This window comes from Paenarthrobacter sp. NPDC057355, assembly GCF_042667405.1.
Taxonomy (GTDB): domain Bacteria; phylum Actinomycetota; class Actinomycetes; order Actinomycetales; family Micrococcaceae; genus Arthrobacter.
Genome location: NZ_JBHVAL010000024.1, coordinates 24,873 through 43,055 on the forward strand (window position 1 = coordinate 24,873; position 18,183 = coordinate 43,055).

16 protein-coding genes and 1 pseudogene are annotated in these 18,183 nt (G+C 62.1%); 2 read left to right on the plus strand and 15 right to left on the minus strand.

Features of this window, described 5'->3' with window-relative positions:
- Positions 1–157: 157 nt before the first annotated feature.
- Positions 158–3,688 carry a MobF family relaxase gene (gene mobF, locus ACFUOZ_RS19560; protein ID WP_377551236.1) on the plus strand — a complete coding sequence of 1,177 codons (3,531 nt, stop codon included), beginning with the start codon at positions 158–160 and terminating at the stop codon, positions 3,686–3,688.
- A 72-nt stretch (positions 3,689–3,760) separates the two neighbouring features.
- Here mobF and tnpA read toward each other — a convergent pair.
- Positions 3,761–4,118: pseudogene (tnpA, locus tag ACFUOZ_RS19565) on the minus strand (IS200/IS605 family transposase).
- Between the two features lie 71 nt (positions 4,119–4,189).
- On the opposite strand from tnpA, the gene ACFUOZ_RS19570 reads away from it, so the two are divergent.
- Positions 4,190–5,425 (plus strand): RNA-guided endonuclease InsQ/TnpB family protein, encoded by a 1,236-nt coding sequence (locus tag ACFUOZ_RS19570; RefSeq protein ID WP_377551239.1) that lies wholly within the window; start codon positions 4,190–4,192, stop codon positions 5,423–5,425.
- 91 nt (positions 5,426–5,516) lie between these two features.
- Here ACFUOZ_RS19570 and ACFUOZ_RS19575 read toward each other — a convergent pair whose 3' ends face one another.
- From ACFUOZ_RS19575 to ACFUOZ_RS19640, 14 genes are all read right to left on the minus strand, one after another.
- The gene (locus tag ACFUOZ_RS19575; protein ID WP_377551242.1) at positions 5,517–6,134 is read right to left on the minus strand and encodes a hypothetical protein; all 618 of its coding nucleotides are present in this window, start codon (positions 6,132–6,134) and stop codon (positions 5,517–5,519) included.
- Positions 6,131–6,478: a DUF4913 domain-containing protein gene (locus ACFUOZ_RS19580; RefSeq protein ID WP_377551245.1), complete on the minus strand. Its 348-nt coding sequence runs from the start codon at positions 6,476–6,478 to the stop codon at positions 6,131–6,133. The genes ACFUOZ_RS19575 and ACFUOZ_RS19580 overlap by 4 nt, the downstream gene beginning before the upstream one ends.
- Positions 6,478–8,247, minus strand: a complete 1,770-nt coding sequence (locus tag ACFUOZ_RS19585) for a type IV secretory system conjugative DNA transfer family protein (RefSeq protein ID WP_377551247.1) — start codon at positions 8,245–8,247, stop codon at positions 6,478–6,480. The genes ACFUOZ_RS19580 and ACFUOZ_RS19585 overlap by 1 nt, the downstream gene beginning before the upstream one ends.
- On the minus strand, positions 8,244–8,732 hold the full coding sequence (locus tag ACFUOZ_RS19590; protein WP_377551250.1) for a hypothetical protein: 489 nt from the start codon (positions 8,730–8,732) through the stop codon (positions 8,244–8,246). The genes ACFUOZ_RS19585 and ACFUOZ_RS19590 overlap by 4 nt, the downstream gene beginning before the upstream one ends.
- A gap of 70 nt (positions 8,733–8,802) precedes the next feature.
- Positions 8,803–9,582, minus strand: a complete 780-nt coding sequence (locus tag ACFUOZ_RS19595; protein ID WP_377551252.1) for a hypothetical protein — start codon at positions 9,580–9,582, stop codon at positions 8,803–8,805.
- A 28-nt stretch (positions 9,583–9,610) separates the two neighbouring features.
- The gene (locus ACFUOZ_RS19600) at positions 9,611–10,957 is read right to left on the minus strand and encodes a hypothetical protein (protein WP_377551255.1); all 1,347 of its coding nucleotides are present in this window, start codon (positions 10,955–10,957) and stop codon (positions 9,611–9,613) included.
- Entirely contained in the window at positions 10,957–11,673 is a 717-nt protein-coding gene (locus tag ACFUOZ_RS19605; RefSeq protein ID WP_377551257.1) for a hypothetical protein, read from the minus strand. The genes ACFUOZ_RS19600 and ACFUOZ_RS19605 overlap by 1 nt, the downstream gene beginning before the upstream one ends.
- A 41-nt stretch (positions 11,674–11,714) precedes the next feature.
- The gene (locus ACFUOZ_RS19610) at positions 11,715–11,990 is read right to left on the minus strand and encodes a hypothetical protein (RefSeq protein WP_377551260.1); all 276 of its coding nucleotides are present in this window, start codon (positions 11,988–11,990) and stop codon (positions 11,715–11,717) included.
- Positions 11,991–12,032: 42 nt separating this feature from the next.
- On the minus strand, positions 12,033–13,703 hold the full coding sequence (locus ACFUOZ_RS19615) for a CHAP domain-containing protein (protein ID WP_377551262.1): 1,671 nt from the start codon (positions 13,701–13,703) through the stop codon (positions 12,033–12,035).
- 11 nt (positions 13,704–13,714) lie between these two features.
- A complete protein-coding gene (locus ACFUOZ_RS19620; protein ID WP_377551277.1) occupies positions 13,715–16,246 on the minus strand; it encodes a VirB4-like conjugal transfer ATPase, CD1110 family in 2,532 nt (843 codons plus the stop codon).
- Positions 16,137–16,577 (minus strand): PrgI family protein, encoded by a 441-nt coding sequence (locus tag ACFUOZ_RS19625; protein ID WP_377551265.1) that lies wholly within the window; start codon positions 16,575–16,577, stop codon positions 16,137–16,139. Before ACFUOZ_RS19625 ends, ACFUOZ_RS19620 begins: the two co-directional genes overlap by 110 nt.
- An 8-nt stretch (positions 16,578–16,585) precedes the next feature.
- Complete coding sequence (locus tag ACFUOZ_RS19630; RefSeq protein WP_377551267.1) at positions 16,586–17,425, minus strand: hypothetical protein; 840 nt, start codon at positions 17,423–17,425, stop codon at positions 16,586–16,588.
- A 9-nt stretch (positions 17,426–17,434) separates the two neighbouring features.
- A complete protein-coding gene (locus ACFUOZ_RS19635; protein ID WP_377551270.1) occupies positions 17,435–17,635 on the minus strand; it encodes a hypothetical protein in 201 nt (66 codons plus the stop codon).
- Between the two features lie 192 nt (positions 17,636–17,827).
- Positions 17,828–18,183 (minus strand): hypothetical protein (locus tag ACFUOZ_RS19640; RefSeq protein ID WP_377551272.1); only part of this gene is annotated, 356 nt, incomplete at its 5' end.

Below are 18,183 nucleotides of genomic sequence, written 5' to 3' on the forward strand. Positions count from 1 at the left end.
ACCATGGACAGCTCATGGGTCATCTTCCGGTTGCACACACCACAAACGGTGCCGGGCGGACCTAAACGACGTGGCGTGCACAACCTCCCGGAGATTCGGGAACTGAACAAAATTGCAAAAGACCAAGAGCGCAATGCACGTATACTATCTGCAATAGATGCCGCAGTTCGCGGCTAGCAGGCAGATGGAGGGCGGTGGCAGTTCGATGCACGGGGGCGTAACGTTCTTCCGTGGCACGGGCGCGTCAGCCACCGCTTACCTTGAATCCGACCATCACCGCGCGGATGAGTATTACCTCGAAGAGGACAGCCAGCTCGCAGAGCGATTCGTGTACGGTCCCGAAGGAACGCTCGACGCGGTTGATTCTCTTGATGCGGCGCGATACAAGCAATGGGTTGACTGGGTTGACCCTGACACTGGCGAAGTCCGTGGCAAACCCAAAGGGCAGGCACGCTTACGTCAGGACGACGGTGTTATGCGCGATCTTCCGGCCAGTCCACGTTTCGCTGAGATGACCGTGAACTGTGACAAGTCACTGTCGGTTGCGGCTGCCCTTGATCCTGCGGTTAGCGCGGCACTGGATGCGGCACAGCGGGAGGCAGCGCAGGCGATGAGCGAGTTCGTCGCCGGGAACGCCGTGACCCGTGTTGGTCCGATGAGAAGCCAACGCTTGGTGAAGGTTGAGAGGTTCGAAGCTGTCGCCGTCGTGCACAAGACTTCACGTGCCGGTGACCCGCACCGGCACATCCACGTCCAGTGGAACACTCGCGTTTTTGCCGAAGGAAAGTGGCGCGGACTGTGGACCACGCCGACGCTGAAACAACAGGGAGCGTTACGTGGAATCGGGGAGTCAACAATCCGTTCCCATGAAGGACTGCGCACCGCTTTGGCGAACGCTGGGCTCACGTTCGACACCGCCACTGGCAAAGTGGTCGAACTCTCCAAGCACGCTGAGCTTCTCTCCAAACGACGAGCCCAAGTGCAAGAGAATGTCGCAGCCCTGGAAGCAGCATGGAGGGAAGACCACCTAGGACAGGACCCGTCACCTGAGCAACGGCGCGAGTTCGACTTCAAGGCATGGGCACTGGATCGTCCCGGCAAAAAGGCCAAGACTCGCGAGGTCTCCCAGGCTGGCTGGATCGAAGAACTGCACGCAGCCGGGCTGCCAACAGAAGGATTCAACGGGGGAGCATCCGTAGCCCGTTCCTTGGCTGAACTGGATCAGGAGAAGATCGCGTCCGAAGCGATCGCGGTCTGTGAAGGTAAGGCGTCTGCCTGGTCCCTGCATCAGCTTCAGGCCGCCGTCGCTGACCAGATCGCGGCTGCCGGGGCGATAGCCGATCGTGCCGAGATCAATGCCTTCATCACTGACACCGCGAAGCACGCCGCACAGGGTGCCCGTTCGATCAGTGACCCCCGAGACGGACACATGCCAGATCACGTCCGCCACATCACCAGCGAACGCGTCATTGCTGTTGAAGACGAACTCAAAGCACGCTTCACCGCCCGCGTTATCGCCGGCGAACCAGTGCAGCTCGATCCACGCGCCTTCGCCGAGACGAACCTTGGCCAAGCGCAAAAACACGCAGCCCAGATCGTCGCCGGCAGTTCCCGTCTGGGTGTCGTCGAAGGCGCGGCCGGTTCGGGGAAGACCACCATGCTCCGTGAGGCAAAGAAGGTCCTGGACGCCGAAGAGCGGCAGCTCGTCGTCCTCGCCCCGACGCTCAAAGGCGCGCAGGAAGCCGCCCGCTCCCTTGACGCCCCAGCGTTCAGCGTTCATAAGCTCCTGCACTCGAACGGTTTCAGGTGGGATGCGAACGGCCGCTGCACGCGTCTGAAGCTGGGCGAGAGCGACCCGAAGACCGGCAAAACCTTCCAAGGCCCGCGGGGTGAATACCTGCTAAGGAAGGGTGCACGGGTCGTCGTTGATGAAGCCGGCATGCTCGACCAGGACACAGCCCTTGCCTTGACCCGACTCGCGGACCAGTACGGAGCCGGTCTGGTTCTGATGGGCGACCGTGCCCAGCTGCCGGCTGTCGGCCGCGGCGGCGTCCTTGACCACGCCGCGAAGATCGCCGCCGACCACGCCGACATCGATGTTGTGCACCGCTTCACCGATCCCAAGTACGCGGAGCTGTCTTTGCGGATGCGAGACCGTGACAAGCCCGCTGACCTCTTCAACGAGCTCTATACGGGCGGACACATCCGCATCCACACCAGCACCGAAGAAGCACTTGCCGTGATGACCGAACAAGCATCCGCGACGATTCTCACCGGCGGGACCGTCGCCCTGGCGACGCCAACAAATGAGGTAGCGACGCAGATCAACGCCGCCATGCAGGATCGGATGAGCGCTGCCGGTCGAACCCGGGAAGCGAAGTACCAGATAGCCGGCGTTGATGGCCTCACGCTCCGTCACGGGGACACGATCATGACCCGGAACAACGACACGATGCTTGGCGTGGCGAACCGGGAAACCTACACCGTGCACACCACCCACGCTGACGGGTCAATCACCGTGAGCCAAGGCAAGGGCAAGGACATGATCCGCCTGCCCAAGGAGTACGTGGCCGAGTACGTGCACCTCGGCTACGCCTCCACCGAATACGGTGCCCAAGGCGCGACCGAAACCACCGGGGCCGGGCTGCTCGACGTCTCATCGACAGCGTCCGGAACCTACGTAGCCGCAACCCGCGGCCGGGAAGCCAACACCCTGCACCTGGTGGCCGCCTCAACCGAAGACGCACAAGCCCAGTTCGTGGACATCATGAACCGTGACACCGCTGACCGGGGTATCGAAGCCGCCATCAAAGCCCTCGCCCATGAAATCGACGGACTGGATCTTTCCATGCCACCGATCCCGGCCAGCATCACGCGCCAGTTGGAGGAACCACACACCTACCCCGCTCCCGCGCCTCAGCAATCTCCGGAGCCTGCCCCAGACGCACCGGGGCAGGCCGCTGAGGTCTCCCAGACAGCGGAGGCCCAGACCGTCGATACGCAGCTGAGAGAGCGCCGCCTAGCGTCCGAGAAACGCACTTACGAGCGTAAACTCGCCGCCTGGCAGTCCCGCCGCGACGCGTACGAGACGCAGCACGGCTACAGCCCGGAAGCCTGGCAGCAGCTCAACACCCAGGCCGTTGACGCGCACCAAGAGGCCAAGAGCAGGCGCGAAACGATCGAACACAACCTCGCCTCCCTCGCCGAGCAAGAACTTCGGGCCCAGCACGCCCAGCTCGCGGCTCAGGTCAGCACGGCGCGCCAGAACCTCGACCAGGCCGGTGTCTTCTCCCGCCCCGCCGCGCGTCGTGCTCTCGCTGAAGCGGAAACGCGGTACGAGACCGTCTTCGGGGTCCAACCCGAGCTGGACGTACACCCGGAACCGCCCCTGCACCTGATCCAACAGACCCGCGAACAAGCCCTCACAGCAGAGAACCAAGAACTGGACCGCGCCCGGACGATTGAGGAACAAGCCGCCGCGAAGGCCGCCGCACTCAAGGACAGCGCGCCTAAGTGGTGCACCGAGCAGGACCGGCCCAAACCACCCGCCGTCGGGACTCAGACTCCGGAACAGGAGGCAGCGAAGGACCGTGCTTTCTCTGGCCGTGCCGCCCAGAACCAGCGGGCGAAATCTTCCAGCCACACCAAGACGCCAAGCCCCGGCCACCACCGCGGACCGGAACACTGAAGGATGTAAAGGAGGGTTTGACCCGAGGGTGGTAGCGCGCAAGCCACGTCCCTTTAGGGCGGGGTTAGCGCATCAAGTTCCGGCTGGGGTGGGCCGGTCCTGGTGTTCGATGTATTGCTTGATGATGGCCAGGGGTGCTCCGCCTGCGGAGACGGCGAAGTAGGACGGGGTCCAGAGGTGCCCGTTCATCCGGGCCCGGTTGGTGCGCCCGGTGAACTCCCGGCGGAGTGCGTGGGCGGATGCGCCTTTGAGCCGGTTCACAAGTGTGGAGACGGCGATGGTGGGCGGCTATGCGACGAGCAGGTGGACGTGGTCCGGTTCGCCGGGTGGTGCATGTCGCGCGCATGGTGTGCTCGCAGGCGGTGAGCATGGCGTCGTCGGACACGCTTCGGTGGTATTTGGTCACGAACACGAGGTGAGTGTGGAGCATCGTCACGTTGTGACGGGCACGCCGGTAGGTGGTGGGATTAATTGTCGGTCCTTCCGTTTAGGGTCGTTGGTGTGAGTATCCGGCAGCGTTTGTACCCGGAGTCTGGCCAAGTGGCCGGGCTGGTGGAGCACTGCCATCATGCCCGGTTCGTGTTTAATATCGGTCTGGAACAGCGGTCGATGTGGCGCCGGGACAAGCACCTGAGGGGGCCGTTGAGCGTTCCACGGGTGAATGCGGCGTCTCAGATGCGCGAACTCGCGCAGCTCCGGGCCGGGACAGATTGGCTGCGTGCAGGCTCGTCCTCGGTCCAGCAGGCGGCCTTGCGTGATCTTGACCGGGCGTTCATGAATTTTTTCGCAGGCAGGGCGAAGTACCCGAGGTTCAAACGGCGTTCGGACCGGGAGGGCTCTTTCGTTGTCCGGGACCTCTCCGTGCGGCGGTTGAACCGTAAATGGGGCGAAGTGGCTGTCCCCAAGATCGGGCGTGTGCGCTTCCGGATCAGCCGGGAATGGGCACAGATCACGTGCGCGTCTTCCGCGCGGGTCACTCACAAGAACGGTCGCTGGCATGTCGCGTTCACGATCCCCGCACCGGCCCGGTTCGAGCCTGGTACCGGCCCAGCGGTGGGGATCGACAGAGGTGTGGCAAACACGCTTGCGCTCAGTGATGGGCATATGCTCCAAGCCCCTTCGCTCACGAAGTTCGAGCAGGCCCGGTTCCTTCGTCTGCAGCAGCGCCTTGCCCGGCAACAGAAGGATTCCCAACGACGGGGTAAGACGCTCGAAGCGTTGGTTGTATTGCGTGGCCGGCTCGAGAATCGCCGCGCTGATTGGGTTGAGCAGACCACTACGGCCTTGGCATGCACCCATTCGGTGGTTGCTGTGGAGGATCTTAGGATCCGGAACATGGTCCGCCGTCCCAAACCCAAGCCGGCCCCGGGTAATCCGGGAGTGTTCCTGCCGAACGGGGCACGGGCAAAGGCCGGACTCAACCGGGCGATCCTCGCCTCCGTATGGGGTCGCTTCCTCATCCGCTTGGAACACAAAATGCCCGAAGGCACACTGCTAAGGGTTGATCCGAGAAACACCAGTCTAACCTGTGCTGTCTGCGGGCATTGCGCACACGGGAACCGTGAGAGCCAAGCGGTCTTCCAGTGCCAATCCTGCGAATACACAGCACACGCCGACACCAACGCCGCCCTGGTTATCCTAGACAGGGCACTTAACACCACCACGGCCGCAGGACATGCGGTGCCCGGGCGTGCAAGACCAGTCACCGCTGGCAACGCCAACCAACTGGCCGCCTAACACGGCCAGGAATCCCTAGCCTTCAGGCCGGGGAGGATGTCAATCGAGTCGAGTCAAACCCTCCTTTACGTCCCCCATAACGTAGCCGACGTTAGTTCGCCTGTAGCGTCCGTGCTCCCCGTCCGGTGTAGTCACGAATCCTCGCGTCGTCAGGTATGGCCTTTCTCCATATCGCCATACGTTCGAGAACTTCCGCGGTGGTGTTGGCTGCTTCCAGTGCCTGGTAGTCAGTGATGGTCACAGCCAAGGCCAGCCGGGCACTCGAAGAACCATCAGCAGCGGCCATGAGCCGTGCACAGCTGTGAAGAGTTCGATAAGCGTGCCACCCGACATTGGACGGGCGGGCAGCCCACCGACCAACGTTTCCCGCCTTGACGGTCAGGGTCTCCTTGAATGAGTCAGACGGACTGGTTTCCTCCCGCGTTGCTCCTTGTCGGACCCTGGCGTTGATGGTTTCCATCCAGAGGTCGTCGATGCGCTCGTTGAACTCATCGAAAACTCTGATGGTTCCCGGCCTGGTGCGCTTACTAAGCACCTCAGCGGTGAACTGCGGCAGAGCACCCATGGTGTCGGCATCGTCTGGGTAGCCGGCATACATGGCGAAAGTCGGTGCGACGCAGCGCACCAACCAATCGACCAATGCGGGGGTCTCAATGTACAGCTGATGCCTGATCAAGTGCCCGCCCGAACGCTGCTCTTCTGGGCTCATGGCTGCCCCACTGCCGAGGCGCCGTGTGCCCACTGATCGGTCCGGATGTTTCCGTGTTCAATATTGGTACAGCCCTTGAGCGGACCGCTGTCCTTGCTCATGATGATGGGCATGTGGTGGTCCAGGTAGTAGCGGTACCAGGTGTTCAAATCAATGTCGTCTTCGTCGGGGCCGATCTTGTTCCAGCCGTCGCACAGGTCTTGGACGCGGTTCAGTACCTCTGTGTGCCGCCACCACTGGGCACACCAAGCGTGTCCGCCTGTGCGGTACTCGAAGATCGGCGTTAGAACAGTTTCGACAAACTCCGCGAGCTCGTCATCCAGTTCAACAATTGGCTGGTCCATTAGATGGTTTCCTTCCTTGTCAGAGAGCGGCTGATCCCGGTATTGCGGGGCTTCAGTTTGGGGCGGCGGTTTCCCGGGCCTCGGTTCGCGTTCTTCACCGCGCGGCGTAGTTTCCGGTCTTTATGCCAGGGCAGTGTTCGGGCCAGGGTGGCCCGTGATTGCCCGGCGAGAATGATCATCCGGTCGCCCGGGACAGAGGCCAGGTCAGCGATCGAGAGAATTGATTCGCTATGGGTACGGACGCTCTTACTGACGCCGTTGGTGCCGTAGCTTTTCTCTTCCTCACGGTAGATGTACTCGCCCACAAGCTGCTCCAGATCGCCCAGGAACTTGCTTGACACGGCGTTTCCGCCGTAGATCCTCACGTTGGCAACGGACCACATCAACGCCATGCCGTACTCGCCCCAGACTTCTTCGCCTTGCTCGTAGGACTGCAACAGCACCATCGGCAGAATGCCTTTGGAACCGTAGTGCGAGTACTTCTCCGGAAGGCTTCTGATCCGGCAGATGTTCGCTGCCTCATCGAGTACCGCGATCAGCGGAACCGGCAGCCGGCCGGATTTGTGTTGCGCGGCTTCGCGTTCGCCGGCGTCGAAGACTGCTTTGGTCAGGGCCGCGATGATTGGCCCGGCGGAGCCTGTGCCCTCCTGCGAGAGGAGGAACAAGGTGTCTTTGCTGTTTACGAACTCAGCCGGGTTGAACTCGGTCCGGCCTTCGCCCGGGGTGATCCATTGCAGCAGGCCCGTTGATTCGAGGAATTCGACCATTCGAGCTGCTTCCTTGTAGATGCCGCCCCGGGTTTTCTCGGTCAGTTCCTGGACATCTTTGACCCGTGCTGCGATTGAGGTGTGGCCGTGCTTCATGAGCAGCTGCACTGGCTCGTCATCATTCGGGCGGTTGATCCAGTTGAACACCGTATGCAGGTACCGGCCAGCCAGCGCGGCCGCGAACATCAGATCGGTGATCAGTGTCTTGCCGGCAGGGTTAAAGAAGGCATCTTTCTTTGCATCCGTGTCCGCGGTGGTTTCTTCGAAAATGCCGGCCAGGTCACGGGCGTCTTCAATGACCTTTACCGATGTCAGCGGGTTGAAGAAGATCTTGGGTATCACTGGCCCGCAGATCCCCTGTGGATCGAACGCCCACACCTTTCCGACCAAGGCGCGGACTTTCGCGCACACGCTCACCAGATCAGGCTTGTTCGATGTCGCTAAAACTGCGCCAGGCGCGGTCAGGATCACCGGAATAGCCCTGGTGGAGGACTTACCGGCCCGGGAACCCCAAATATCCACGCACGTGTCCTCAAAGGAGGCATACAGGCGTTCGCCTCCAGCCACCAGCCGGGCCAGAAGAATCCCAGGATGCGTTGTCCCCTGAACACCCAGCCGCTTGGCCTTCTTCTTCACAGACCCCTTCCGCAGCGGTTCGATCTGCCGGCCACGGCCCATGAACCGTGCCGCCTTGTCGATTTCCTGCCGGCGGGGCCGAAGTACCGCCTGCCCCATCAAAACCAGAACCGCGGCGGCCACCGGCATCCCGAACCACACCAGCACCGTGTTTGTGTGTGCCTCAGTCCAGGAACCCTGACCCAGGAACAACGCGATAAGCCGATCCAACGTCGTTTGCGCAGCCGTCCAGTCATAGCCGTGCCCGACGGCAGCCTCACCGGCCGGGAACGCGCCGAAAAAGAACAGGGCCACGGACCCGGCCAGCACCAGGAACATGATTCCTGGTGCGACCGGGTTCCGGTGGTTGCGGGTTACAGCGCTCACGACGCTGCCCTGTCTCCGGTCCACGTATGCGGGTTCTCTTCCCCGGAATCATCAAGCAGCTCGGGCAAATCCTCGATCGAGGCCTCCCGGTTATCGACCCACCAGCTGCACTGGCTGATCTGCTTGGCCGGGCCCAGAATGTTGTTCTCGAACCAAGCCTCAGTCTCCGTGCCAGACTCAACCAGATCGTAGGCCTCCCTCAGCTTGGTTGCCCGGATCTCCCGCGCCCAAGGCAGCAGCTTCGGCCGCTGCCGGTCCGTCGCCCTCAGCTCACCCAGCTCCAGAGTCCGTTCAGTCTCCTCGGTCTCGGACTGGATCTCAGCCTTGCGTTCCTCCGAGATCCCGGAAGACTTCCCGCAATCCCAGCACGGCTTCTCCTTCAGCCAAACCGCCAAACCGGCGCGCTTACCAGCCGGCTTCCCTGACAGGTCGTGTTCCTGGGTGTGGCCACACTCGTGATCCACAGAAAACTTCGTCTTGGCCATAATTGCGTCTCTTTCTGGTGTTTGTGGGGGTTTGAAATATGGGTCACTGAGGCTGCGATCAGCCGCGGCTTTACAGGCTGTGCTTTCCCTTGCTCCGGCGACTCGCGGCAATCGCAACGACGCCGGCCAGCACCGCGCCGGCACCGATGCCACCGATCAGGGTTTCGTTATTGCCTGCACCTGTATTAGCCAGCTGGCCCTTAAAGGCCGGCTGGGGCTGGGCAACACTGGCGGGAGCCTGAACCGGAACTGAGCCAGCCTGGCTGGTCCCGGAAGATACGGCGGCCATCGGGACGAGGTTTTGAGGTGCGGACACCACAGGTTGCACCGGACCGGTCCCTGGGACGGCAGGAACCGACGGGGTTACGGGCTGCACGACCACGGGATCCGTGGGCACCACCACCGGGTCTGTTGGCGCGACCACGGGATCCGTGGGCACCACGACCGGGTCTGTTGGCGCGACCACGGGATCTGTGGGCACCACGACCGGGTCTGTTGGCACGACCACGGGATCTGTGGGCACGACTAACGGGTCTGTCGGCACGACCACGGGATCTGTCGGCACGACCACCGGATCAGTTGGGTCGGTGGTCTTGACGGAGTCCTCGGGCGCCGTGGACAGCGGCTCTTGTCCGCCGGGGATCATGGGGGCTTGAGTGGACTGTTCGCTTGGGGTTGTTGTTCCGCCCGCTGGTGTTGGGCCCAGGTCCGCGGCGTTTGCCCCTGGTGCGACACCGAGCATCAGCGCTGGGCCGGCCAAAACAGCCCCGGCAACTACTTGGGCTGTCCGCCGCTTGTTTCCGGGCTGCTTCTTTCGGTTCTTCACAGCTTTGTGCTTTCCACGGCTCATGAGGTTGTTCCTTCTTTCTGTGGTGGTGCTATTTGGTGGGTTGAGTTGTGGGGAGGACCTGTGTGTGGTTGTCCTGGAAGATGAGGGCGAAGCCCGCGCCGGCCGCGGCGGGTTGACCAGGGACGGAAGCAGTACCGGAGCGCCAGGCACTGTCCGGGCCAGGGCACCACAGGGTTTTGGAGGTGATGACGGGATCAGCGCATCGTGGATCATGGGCTGTTGCTGGGTACGCCTCGGAGGTGCCGTCCTTGTGGTGCAGGACCGTGAGCCCGGAATCAGTGCTTACCGTGTCGCCGTCCTCCAGTGCCGTCTTGGCCTTGATCTCTCCTTTGCCTTCGGCCGAGGTGTCGTGCTCTGCCAGGACGTGACTGTTCCCGGCTTTCCAGAGGATCGTGGTCGTCGCTTCACCGGCAGAAAGCCACGTGCTGACCGTGGCTCCAGGGACGGGCGGCAGCAGCGGGATGGTCCGTGGCGCGCCGGAGGCGGGAACGTAGGTCACCTTCCCGCCAGCTGCTGCCCAGATGGAGCCGCCACCGGGAAGCCCGCCAAAGAGGCTGTTCCCACGTTCTGGTGGCTGGACCTGGACGGGCGCCCCGTCATTGAAGACCCAGAACGTTTTGGCCTGGGCAGTTCCACCAACCAGTACAGGCACAGGGCCACGGTCCAAGACCGCGCCTTTGCCTTCATACGGGTGGACGGTCCCCTGCACGACCGCCACACCTGATGCCTCCGACACGGAGATGACAGTGAGCCCGTCACCTGATGCCGCCTTCACCAATCCGGCGTCAGGTACAGCGACTTTGCCTTGCATCGGAATGGCTTTCCCGGTGGGTCCTTCGTACAGGGCCAGGGAGCCGTCGCTGGTTCCTGCCACCACTAAGCCCGCGGCCGCCAACGCAGTCACGTTCTCCGGAATGGTCCACAGCGGCCCGGTCCCGGTAGCGGCGGGCGGCGTTGCCGGGGCCGGGTTGCTGGTGATCGATACTGCGGCCGTTACAGCGCAGGCGATGAGCAAGCCCCCGGCGGCCGAGAGCACCACACGGGATGTGACCTTGAACCGCCTGAAGGAGGTATCGCGTGGGATTTCCGGTTCCGCTGATTCTTCGGCAGCGGGCAATGTTTCAGAAGGGCCAGCGTCGGCTCGGGAAGAGACAGCCTCGGTTCGTCCGTCAGGGTGGATGATGGTTTGCCATGTACCGGTGCTGTCATGGGCTTGAAGGGTTTGAGGCTGACCGGTCTTTGCCGCGTATTCGGTCACCAGCTCACGGATGCGTAGGCGGGTGGTGTCAACACTGGTGCCACCAATTTTGTGGTCAATGCCGTCCAGGCTCAGAATTGCTGACCCGTCCGCTTCGACGGTTGCTGTTGCGGCCATTAGGTCCCTGCCTGCGCTGCAGTGTTCGCGCCCTTCGTGGGCACGGGCAGACCCAAACCTTCGAACAGTTTCTCGGCTCCCAGGTCCTGCCACGCGGGCTGCTCAACTTTGAGAATCCGTTGGGACAGCTGCTCATAGGTCAGGGTCCAGACAGCTTCTCCATTGGCGTTCACTGGAACGGGCAGCCCGTCCTTACCTCGGCCGGCCGTGACGTCCCAAGTCTTCCAGCGCACGGTGACCGCGGCCCGGATCACGTAATTACCGGGCTTGGAGCCGGTGTAGTCCAGGACTTTCAACGATTGCTGGAGAACACCGGCGCCGCCCACCGGTCCTCCGACCTGGGCATCGATCCGGGCGGTTGCCTGATCGGCACGGCCGGCGAACACCCCGCCCCAGATCGGCTTGTACGACTTGGCCAACGACTCGGTGAAGCCGGCCTTGATGTAGTCCTCGGCTCCTAACGCGGATTTCGGGTTGTTGTCGAAGCTTGCGGCAGCCTCCCCGGCTGCCTTGAGCGCGTTCATCTCCTCGGTAGTCAGCTCAACCGGTTCCGGTGGGGCGTCAGTCGTCGCTGCCGACGGCGGCGCAGGTGCTTGGCTTGGTCCGGCATCGCTGTGGTGCTGCCCGGACAGGCCAAGAGTGATCGACACGGCCAGGCCGGCCACCACGAGCACACCGATGACAATCAGTGCGGCGAGTTTCTGCTTATCAAGCATTGGTGGTTCCTTTAGGTAGCGGTGATTGGGTTCTGGTGGGCTCAGCTGTGGCCGAGCCATTCGCCCAGGACGCGGGCGGATTCCCGGTACTGGGCGGCCGTCGCGGACGTGCGCCGGCCGACACGGCTCATAGCGAACTGCTGAAGCCGACGAACCTCCTCGACGTCGTAGGCGTCCTGTTCTTCGGGGCTCGCCCTGACGAACGCGTTGAGCTTCGCGGTGTTGACCTTGACGTGTCGCACATAGAGGAATGCGACGACGACCAGGAGGACGACGAGGATGGGGAGCTGAGGCGGTGCGCCGGTGAAGTTGTCCATTGGGGATCTCCTTTTCTCGGAAAGTGGCTGTTGGTGCGTGGCCTATGCGGCCTTCGCGTACTGTTCCTTCGTCGGGACAAGCAGGTACCCGGTAGGTTTGTCAGCTGGGATTTCGCGCGTGTAGTAGGCGCCCAGTTTGTCCGGGGCCATGTTGTAGCCTTCTTCGATCACTTTCCCGTCGGCGGTGATGGCTTTGACCACCGCGACGTGTCCGTAGATAGGGTTACCTCCTGGGTTCCCTGGCCCGTACCAGATGATCGCCCCGACCGTGGGGGTCATCGTGACCGTCCAGCCTGCCCGCTTCCAGGCATCCCCCCACGTCGCACCGTTACCGGGGCCGATCCGGCGGGAGTCCATTCGCGCCTGGTCCGTGATGCCAAGCTGCTGCATCAACCGCCACCACGCGAAATCGGTGCAGTTCTTGAACGCCAGGCCCGTGACAGGGTTCGAGGCGTTGTACTGGCCGTGATTGAACGGGTAATCGTCGCCCTTGCCCAGTTCTCCGGGTACCCCTGCTGTCCCCACATCGCACCTGGAGCCCGTCCCGCCACCGGCTCTGGAGACCACTGAAACAGCAGCGTCCCAGAATTTTGTGTAGTGGTTCGGGTCCGCGTTTCTCTGCACCGCGTGGGCGACCTGGGTTGGTTCCTTGGCTTCCCGGTTCGGGACTTTCTTCAGCGCCTCGAAGAACAAGCCCGCTGAACCATAAGCGTTCATCCGCACCGCTAAAGGCCCCCACGAATCCCTCTGCTGGAACAACCCTCGCGAGTCCGGACCGACAGCATCCCCGTACGCGAGAATCCGCAGGCTCGATTCACCCATTGCGACCATCACAGCAATGGTGATGTCACGGGGGTCCAACTTGGCGTCCTGACCAGCCCGGATGATGTCCTTGGCGTTGGCCATCTGCTCAGGGCCGTAACCCCCGAAGGCGACACCAACAGCGCCCGTGGCCGGCGTTGTGCACGAGACGGTGTTGCTCACTGTTGGCAGGACAGCTCCGAAAATACTCGCCACCACTGCGACAATGGCCAGCACCGCACCAATTCCAGCCGTGAACGGGCCGCCCGCGGTGATCCCGGAAACAACGGCAACCACTCCCCGGACCATCGCCATGGCGGTTTGAGCCCCGTGTACGGCGGAGCGGGCAGTGACATGCCCTGCTTTGATCGCCGCAGTCCGGGCAGCCGAGCCCGTGCCCTGGGCAGCGACCTTCGCCCCACGCCCTGCAGCCCTGGCCGAACGCCTGCCCAACTTCCCGGCCACCCGTGCCGTGCGAAGACCACCACGACGGGCAGCATCCTTCGCGAACTGCTGCCCCACCGCTTCGGTGTTCTCACTGACACCGGACCGGGAGGAAACCGTTGACACCACCGTGCCAGCTCCTGGAACCTTCCCCACCGCGCGGGCAGCGGTTCGACGGGTCCTGGACGCGGCCGCCGCTTCAACCTTGCTGGCCGTGTCGGTATGCTCCTGCTCCGGCCGGGTCGAAGTGAGGACCTCCGTCGCCGTGGACCGGACCGCCCGCGACAGACGGCTTGACCCGCCAGCCCGCTCCGAACCGCCAGCTTTGTCAGGAATGTTCTGGTTTCGTCGGATGGTCTTCTCCGTGCCGGCGCTGCTGAGCCGCTGTGACCTCGTGGCCACTTTCAACCGTGCCAGCCTCTCGGATGCTTCCCGGCCGGCACCGGGGCGACGAATGTTCTTCACCACAGCCCCCGGCTCTATGCGGCCAGGTCTTTGAAGGACGTTTCAAACAATGCGTGCAGCTTGGACGTTTCCGGGATTCGCGCGTCAAAAGGAACCACTGCCGAACCGGAGCGGAGTAAACCCTTCCCCGGCTGGACATTGGTAAAGTACCGGCGCTGCTCCTCGGAAAGGGTCAGCAAGTCAGTCAGCGTGTTCGCGTCGGTCTCGTTCTGTCCAAGGAGCATCAGGAAATCGCAGTTAGCCAACATCAGGCGCGCATCCGCGTTTTCCAGCAGTTCCTCAATGTTCTGGGTAATCCCCGTCGGGATCGCACCCCATTTACGGGCACGCTTGAACAAAGCCTTGAAGTACTCGGCCGTCTTGGGGTTGTTGAACAGCAGATGGAACTCGTCAACGTAGAGCCACGTGCGCTTTCCTGCGGCCTTGTTCGCCACGATCCGTGACCAGATCTGATCCAGGATCACCATCATGGCGAAGGCGCGCATCTCAGTGCCCAGCTGGGAAATGTCCCACGAGACCACCCGGTTGCGCGGGTTGACATTGGTCCGTTGCGAGAAGCCGGCCAACGACCCTGACGTGTACAGCTCAAGCGCGGCGGCCAGACGTGCCCCGTCCTCCCCGCCAGTACGTATCAGTTCGTTCCGCAGATCCTCCGGAACGGGCATCCGGGCAGCGGCCCGGTCAGCCTCATACGCGTCAGCGTAAGCCCGGTACAGGGCAAGCGCGGCACGGTCCACAGCCGCTCGTTCCCCACCGGTCAAACCCTCCCGGCCGCCAACCAGCGTTTCAACAGCACTAAGGACGAACGAACATTTGAGATGGACCGGATCAGTGCCCGGCTCCACGTTCTCCAGGTCAACATCCATCCAATTCACGTGCTGGACCGACCCGGCATGGACCCGCACCGTCTCCCCCGCCACGGCCTGAACCAGCGGTTCGTACTCCCGCTCGGGGTCAATGATGATCACATCATCGTTCGGCCGGGACAGAAAAATATTCATGATTTCGGACTTGCACGCCTGCGACTTACCCGACCCCGACGTGCCCAGGATGAAACCGTTTCCGTTCTTCGTTTTCGTCCGGTCAGCAAGCAACGGGTTCGAGGACTGCGCGTTCAGCCCGTACCAAATCCCGCCAGGCACACACAGTTCCTGTGTCGTGAACGGAATCAACATCGCAGCCGCCGAGGTCGTCAAGGTCCTGCGCATCGGCACCAGACGCCGGCCCGTGGGCAAAACCGTCGTCAACGCATCACGCTGCATATAGGCAAGCGAGTCCACGGGAATGGAGAGCTTCCTGAGCACCGTTGAAACCCGGCGGACAGTGTTCTCCACAGTCTCCGGATCCGGACCGGAAACACCGACCAAGAACAACGTCGAGAAAAGTTTCTGGTTCGAATCTCCCAGCTCGTCCCGCAACCCGGTTGCCTCATCATAAGCAACCTTCAACTTGTGCGGGATGGAGTCCTTACTGCGTCCCTGCTTCAGGGCCTTCCGTTCCTCATTGTCTTTCTGCATCTCCAACTCAGCGACCTGCCGGTTGACCATGACCGCACCATCAAGCTGGCTATAGGGCTCCGCGTGGAACGAGGCAATCATGTCGGCCTTGATCTCGGCCAACTCCGTGAACACCCTGTCCGTCAACCACACCGGATAATCACGGACCCACACCGTGGAGAAGTACGTCGTCCCCGTCCCGCTACGGAGCACCACCGGCCCATGTTTCCCCGTAGTGGCCACCGACCACGGGGCCGCATAATCCCCGGTCGAGCAAGACCCCTTCGCCGTCAGGAACGACTCCTCACTGAAGGTGAACAACTCATACGGGCGCAGCAGCCTCGAGAACACCGCCAAACGCTCCGCCCTGTTCAACCGCACCGCCGAACACCCATCCAAAGCAGCCAGCGAGGACTCGAGCTCGTGGAAAATCCTCGTCAGGGTCTCTTCGGCCTTCGCCCGGTCGACCTCCTGGACGGTGACCGTCAGGTACTTCTCCGTGACCGTGTTTGCGCTACCAGAGGCCAGCTTGGACCTCACAATGCTGTTGAAATCCACCCGGTACTCATCCAGCCGGTCCCCGGTCAACGGCTTATGAACTAGGGATGCGACATCGGTAGCGTCCAGGACGCGGTTCACCACCGACACCTGGAACCGGGAACCAGGAGCAAAGGAATTCAACTGCCTGGCCCACTTATCCAACAACGACTCCTGCCGGGACTCAGCAGCAGCCACATAATTGATATCGGAAAAACTCAACGTCATGGACCACTCATCACCGCCCAGCCACGCAACCCCGCTGGGCAGCATCGCCTTGTACCCCAGAACGTCCTGCGACCTTTTCGGGGCAGCCTTGAAACCAACCCCGCCGGCATGATCGATGCCCGTGCGGGTCGCCCCTACCCGGGTCTTCCTCTGACGCGCTGGCTTGGGTGCTTTCTTACCCGCGCTCGGAAACGCCCCGGCGAAGAGCCCGGACCTGCCGGGCCCGCGCTTTCGCTTCGGCTCTGTCTCCTGAACCAGCCATGGGTTCGTTTCCTGTTCGATCAGTGCCTGTTGCTGTTCCATACGTCACTTCCTTCTTCATCAAAATGTCCCGGGCCGGGAAGGGCAGAAATTCCTCCGGTTTCAGGCCCTTAGGCCGCCACCATCCCCACATCGCGGCCGGCAACAGAACCGGCCACAGCACCCACATCGCAGCGGTCGTCGCTGCCTCCATGCCAGCGCCGGATTTCATGAGCAAGAACGTCACCAGGGCGAACACGACGCCACCAATAACGACCATCACCACCAGGGCGGCCAACTGCCGCCACGTCATCCCGAACATTGGTTTGGGCTGGTACGCGGCGATCTCCTTGAAGACCTTCATTTCCAAAGCCATGCCAGTCCCTACCCGTCCCCGACGATCTTTTTGGCCAAGCCGTTAGCCGTGAGCAAAATGAACAGCAACACCAACGGGGCCAGCAGCATGTTCCAAAAGTTCCCCAGGATGAACGGCAAAACCTCGCCGTTGAACTTCAAGGAATCCGTCAAACCGATCGCGCCGTACAGCTTGATCGCCAGGACCATCACGGTTCCCGATAAAGCCGTCGCCGCGAAAGCCTTCAAATAGCCGATCGGGATCTGTTTGGTGTCCTCATGCCCGAAAAACGCCAACGGCAACGACGCGAACGCCGCCATGATGAACAACTGCACGAACCGCACGAAAATCAGCACAATCGGCACCACCGTTGCTGCCGCTCCGATAACGAACGGAAAAAACAACAGGACCAGCGCACCCACCTGCTCCATAAGGTTCATCGCATTAATCCGGTCCAGCATTTGCGTGCCGATATCGCCCCTGCCCGCAGCCGGGTTCGTGAGGATCGACTTCGTAATATCCGTGGAAATCGACAAGATCGCGTTCAAAATGCCCATCGCGTTCTGCACAGCGATGAAAACAAGGGCAACCTTCAACAACGTCGCCGCAACGACTTTCACACCCAGCTGGGAATCCCCCTCAATCTGGGTGCTCGTCCGCGCCAACATCAGCACAAACATGATCGCCAAAATCACCGAAGTCACCGGCTTCACAGCGACGTTATGCACCGCCTCCACCGACTGCCACATCGACGCCTGGTACTCCGGCAAAGACTTACCCAGATCAGAGAAGGAACCACCGTCAGGGCCGCCACCGAACCAGCCCCCACCGCCCAAGGCGTCCAACATGAACGCAAGAATCGGTCCCATCCCAAGCCCTTACGGAACCACGATGTTCTTGAACAGCACCGCGGCCGCGATAATCATCGCCCCGCCAATGGTCTGCCAAATACCAGTCTTAATGTCCGGGCCGGACTGATCCCGCAAACCCGTCGCCAGACCGATAACCCCCCACACCAGCCACACACCACCACCCACACCCACAAACTGACTCATCAACGTCAAAATCTGATTCAACATCGGCCGAAACCTCCTATAGATCGTTCGAAAAGCGAATCAACAACCACGTGCTGGTTGGCTCCGGCGCACGTCCTGCGCCCTCCCGCCAAAAGTTCCTCTCAACTGTTTAAGCGGGGTGTTTGAAACGGTTTGGGCGTTTTCAAACACCCACGACGGCGACGCCAGGCGCGCCTCCTTGGCCCCAGGCCCTCTTCACAGCTCGTCCTCGTAGTCAGGCAGAACCCAGACCGGGCCGAAGGGATGATGTTTCGCCGTCAGACGGATGAGCATCCCTCTGGCACACAGGAGATTCAGGGACTGCTCTGCCGCTGCCCTGTCCATTCCTGCCTTCAGCGCAAGCCCCGGGATAGCAACGCCGCGCGCACCACCGGCCTCTTCATCCCACCCCGAAGCAATCCCGTATTCGTCAACGACGGAAGCCACGGCCAGCAACATCCGTTGTTCTGGCTCCGCGCACAGGGCAAAATCCACGGACTGGCTGACGCTACGGCGCTGCGCCGCTCCGGCGTCATCGCCTGGTGTCTCAATCACGGAAAACCCCGCGCCCC